We start from the raw sequence: 3,777 nt of genomic DNA, 5'->3' as shown, positions 1-3,777 counted from the left end.
CAGGTCGCTCCCCGGGCGGCCCCGGGACATGTCGTGCTACTTCCGGCGGACGCCCCGCGCCAGCTCGCCCGCGAGCGCCCGGACCGCGGCCGTGCCGTCCGCCAACTGCTCGGCGTCCAGCAGCCGCTGGACGAACGCCGAGCCGACGATCACGCCGTCCGCGAAGGCGGCGACCTCGGCCGCCTGGTCGGCGTTGGAGACGCCCAGGCCGACGCAGACCGGCAGCTCGGTGGTGGCGCGGGTGCGGGCCACCAGGTCCTCGGCCAGGTTGCCGACCGCGGCCCGGGTGCCGGTCACGCCCATCACGGCGGCCGCGTACACGAAGCCGGACCCGGCCGCGGTGACCTCGGCCAGCCGGTGGTCCCTGGAGGACGGGGCGACCACGAACACGGTGTCCAGGCCGTGCTCGGCGGCGGCCTTGCGCCACTCCTCGGACTCCTCCACCGGCAGGTCCGGCAGGATGCAGCCCGCTCCCCCGGCCGCGGCCAGGTCGGCGGCGAACCGGGCGGTGCCGTAGCGGTCCACCGGGTTCCAGTACGTCATCACCAGGACCGGCACGGCCGGGTGGGCCGCCGCGACCTCGGCGACGGTGCGCAGCACGTCCTTGATCTTCACGCCGCCGCGCAGCGCGATGTCGTCGGCGGTCTGGATGACCGCGCCGTCCAGCACCGGGTCCGAGTGCGGCAGGCCGACCTCGACGACGTCGCAGCCGCCCTCGATCAGGGCGTTGATCGCGGCGATGCCGCCGTCCACGGTCGGGAAGCCGGCCGGCAGGTAGCCGATCAGGGCCGCCCGGCCCTCGGCCTTCGCGGCCGCCAGGGCGGTGGTGAGCTTGGTGTCGGCCATGTCAGTTGGTCCCCTCGGCGTCGTAGAGGCCGAAGTACTCGGCGGCGGTGTGCATGTCCTTGTCCCCGCGGCCGGAGAGCGAGACCAGGATCGTCGCCTCCGGGCCGAGCTCGCGGCCGAGTTCGAGCGCGCCGGCCAGCGCGTGCGCGGACTCGATCGCCGGGATGATGCCCTCGGTGCGGGACAGCAGCCGCAGCGCCTCCATCGCCTGCGCGTCGGTCACCGGGCGGTACTCGGCCCGTCCGGTGTCCTTCAGCCAGGCGTGCTCCGGGCCGACGCCCGGGTAGTCCAGGCCGGCCGAGATCGAGTGCGACTCGATGGTCTGGCCGTCCTCGTCCTGCAGCACGTAGGTGCGCGAGCCGTGCAGCACGCCCGGGTCGCCCTTGGTCAGGGTGGCCGCGTGCTTGGGGGTCTCGGCGCCCTCGCCGGCCGCCTCGCAGCCGATCAGCCGGACGTCCGCGTCCGGGATGAACTCGTGGAAGATGCCCATCGCGTTGGAGCCGCCGCCGACGCAGGCCACCACCGCGTCCGGGAGCCTCCCGGTGCGGTCCAGCACCTGCTGCCGGGCCTCGACGCCGATGACCCGGTGGAAGTCGCGCACCATCATCGGGAACGGGTGCGGGCCGGCCACCGTGCCGAACAGGTAGTGGGTGGAGTCCACGTTGGCGACCCAGTCGCGGAACGCCTCGTTGATGGCGTCCTTCAGGGTGCGGCTGCCGGACTTCACCGGGATCACCTCGGCGCCCAGCATCCGCATCCGGGCCACGTTCAGCGCCTGGCGCTCGGTGTCGACCTCGCCCATGTAGATGGTGCAGTCGAAGCCGAACAGCGCGCAGGCGGTGGCGGTGGCCACGCCGTGCTGGCCGGCGCCGGTCTCGGCGATGATCCGGGTCTTGCCCATCCGGCGGGTCAGCAGCGCCTGACCCAGCACGTTGTTGATCTTGTGCGAGCCGGTGTGGTTGAGGTCCTCGCGCTTGAGCAGGACCCGCGCCCCGCCGGCCTCCGCGGAGAACCGGTGGACGTCGGTCAGCGGGCTCGGCCGGCCGGTGTAGTCCTTGAGCAGGACGTCCAGCTCGGCGGCGAACGCCGGGTCGTTCTTGGCCTTCTCGTACTCCTCGGCGACCTGCTCCACGGCGGCGACCAGCGCCTCCGGGATGAAGCGGCCGCCGTAGGCGCCGAAGTAACCGCGTGCGTCGGGCACCTGGGCGCCCGGAAGGTAGTGCTCGGACATGATCCGTCCTCGGATGAAGGATTGACGGCGTGGACGTGGAACGCGCGGCGAACGGTCAGCCGCGGGGGCCGCGCCATCGGCGTCCGGGAACCTGTCCGGGCTCGCAGCCGATCACGTACCGCACCCGCCGCCCCAGCACCCGGCGTGCGGGCGCGCGGCAGCCGCGCGGGCGGCAGCCGGGGGCGAGACGGGTGGCGATCGACACGGCGGAGGCTCAGCCCCGCCCGTTGTTGCGCAGCGCCGGGTGCGCCCCGGCGGCGACCAGGTCGGCGACCGCGGCCTTCGGGTCCCGGCCGGTGACCAGGGACTCGCCGACCAGCACCGCGTCGGCGCCCTGGTTGGCGTAGGTGATCAGGTCGTGCGGCCCGCGCACGCCCGACTCGGCGACCTTCACGACGTGCGCCGGGATGGCGTCCACCACGTTGCCGAAGGTGTTCCGGTCGACCTCGAGGGTCTTCAGGTTGCGGGCGTTGACGCCGATGATCCGCGCGCCGGCGTCCACCGCGCGGGCGATCTCCTCCTCGTCGTGCACCTCGACCAGCGGGGTCAGCCCGATCGACTCGGCCCGCTCGATCAGCGAGACCAGGGCCGGCTGCTCCAGCGCGGCCACGATCAGCAGCGCCAGGTCCGCGCCGTGCGCACGGGCCTCCCACAGCTGGTAGGCGGTGACGATGAAGTCCTTGCGCAGGACCGGGGTGGGCACCGCCGCACGCACCGCGTCCAGGTCGGCCAGCGAACCGCCGAAGCGGCGCTGCTCGGTGAGCACGCTGATCGCGGCGGCACCGCCGGCCGCGTAGTCGACCGCCAGCGCGGCCGGGTCGGCGATCGCCGCCAGTGCGCCCTTGGACGGGCTGGAGCGCTTGACCTCGCAGATCACCCGGACGCCGTCGCCGCGCAGCGCGGCCACGCCGTCCTTCGCCTCGGGCGCCTTGGCGGCGAGCTCCTTGAGCTCGTCCAGGGAGACCCGGGCCTGTCGCTCGGCGAGGTCCTGCCGGACCCCGTCGATGATCTCGTCGAGCACAGTCACGCGTGCGCCCCCATCGTGTTTCGGTGGTGAGGCCGGGGGCGTCGAGCGCTGCCCCGGCACTTCGATGGTATCGGGCGCGGGGGGCGCACTCCGCATCCGCCCGGCGCGCGTCTCGAACGGCGGACCCCCGCCGGACACGGCGCGCGCCCCGTTCACGCCCCCGGCGGGGCCAGCACCGCACCGACCGGCAGGTTCCGCAGCACCCCGAACAGCAGCACCAGCACCACCAGCGCCCCCACCCGCCGGGCCGTCCACCGCGGCCGCCACCCCGGCCGGCCGCGCACCGCCCGCACCACCCAGCCCAGCCACAGCACCGCCAGGGCCGCCGCCAGCACCGTCACCACCAGGTTGTCGTGCGCCGCCGTCAGCACGTCCCCCCTGGTCAGCGCGTGCACGCAGCGCAACCCGCCGCACCCCGGGCACCACCAGCCGGTCGCCTCCAGCACCGGACACACCGGGTAGTGCCCCGGCGCGTTCGGATCCACCACCCCGACGAAGGCCGTGGGCAGCGCCACCGCGGCCAGCGCGGCCAGCGGACGGACCAGCCGCCCCCCGGCGGAGGACGGGACGGCCGGCTGCGGAGCGGCGGGAGCGTTCACGGGGACGATTGTGCCCCCGCCCGGCCGCGCACCCCCCGGACCGAAACGCCGGACGGCGGGCCCCAGGCCCGCCG

General features: G+C 74.8%; 5 protein-coding genes. All 5 read right to left on the bottom strand.

From position 1 onward, the window contains the following. Positions 1 to 36 precede the first annotated feature (36 nt). The 5 genes from trpA to ACFUEL_RS36750 all read right to left on the bottom strand — a co-directional run bounded on the left by trpA (position 37) and on the right by ACFUEL_RS36750 (position 3,703). On the bottom strand, positions 37 to 846 hold the full coding sequence (trpA, locus tag ACFUEL_RS36770; protein WP_380242088.1) for a tryptophan synthase subunit alpha: 810 nt from the start codon (positions 844 to 846) through the stop codon (positions 37 to 39). 1 nt (position 847) lies between these two features. Then, on the bottom strand, positions 848 to 2,080 hold the full coding sequence (trpB, locus tag ACFUEL_RS36765) for a tryptophan synthase subunit beta (RefSeq protein WP_380242091.1): 1,233 nt from the start codon (positions 2,078 to 2,080) through the stop codon (positions 848 to 850). A 52-nt stretch (positions 2,081 to 2,132) separates the two neighbouring features. After that, entirely contained in the window at positions 2,133 to 2,216 is an 84-nt protein-coding gene (locus tag ACFUEL_RS36760) for a hypothetical protein (protein ID WP_380242089.1), read from the bottom strand. Between the two features lie 75 nt (positions 2,217 to 2,291). Continuing rightward, complete coding sequence (gene trpC, locus ACFUEL_RS36755) at positions 2,292 to 3,104, bottom strand: indole-3-glycerol phosphate synthase TrpC (protein WP_030914412.1); 813 nt, start codon at positions 3,102 to 3,104, stop codon at positions 2,292 to 2,294. A 152-nt stretch (positions 3,105 to 3,256) separates the two neighbouring features. After that, positions 3,257 to 3,703 (bottom strand): DUF2752 domain-containing protein, encoded by a 447-nt coding sequence (locus tag ACFUEL_RS36750; protein WP_380242086.1) that lies wholly within the window; start codon positions 3,701 to 3,703, stop codon positions 3,257 to 3,259. Positions 3,704 to 3,777 lie beyond the last annotated feature (74 nt).

Origin of the sequence: Kitasatospora sp. NPDC057198 (genome assembly GCF_042670125.1) — a bacterium.
GTDB lineage: Bacteria > Actinomycetota > Actinomycetes > Streptomycetales > Streptomycetaceae > Kitasatospora.
This window is presented reverse-complemented; position numbering and strand designations above follow the sequence as displayed.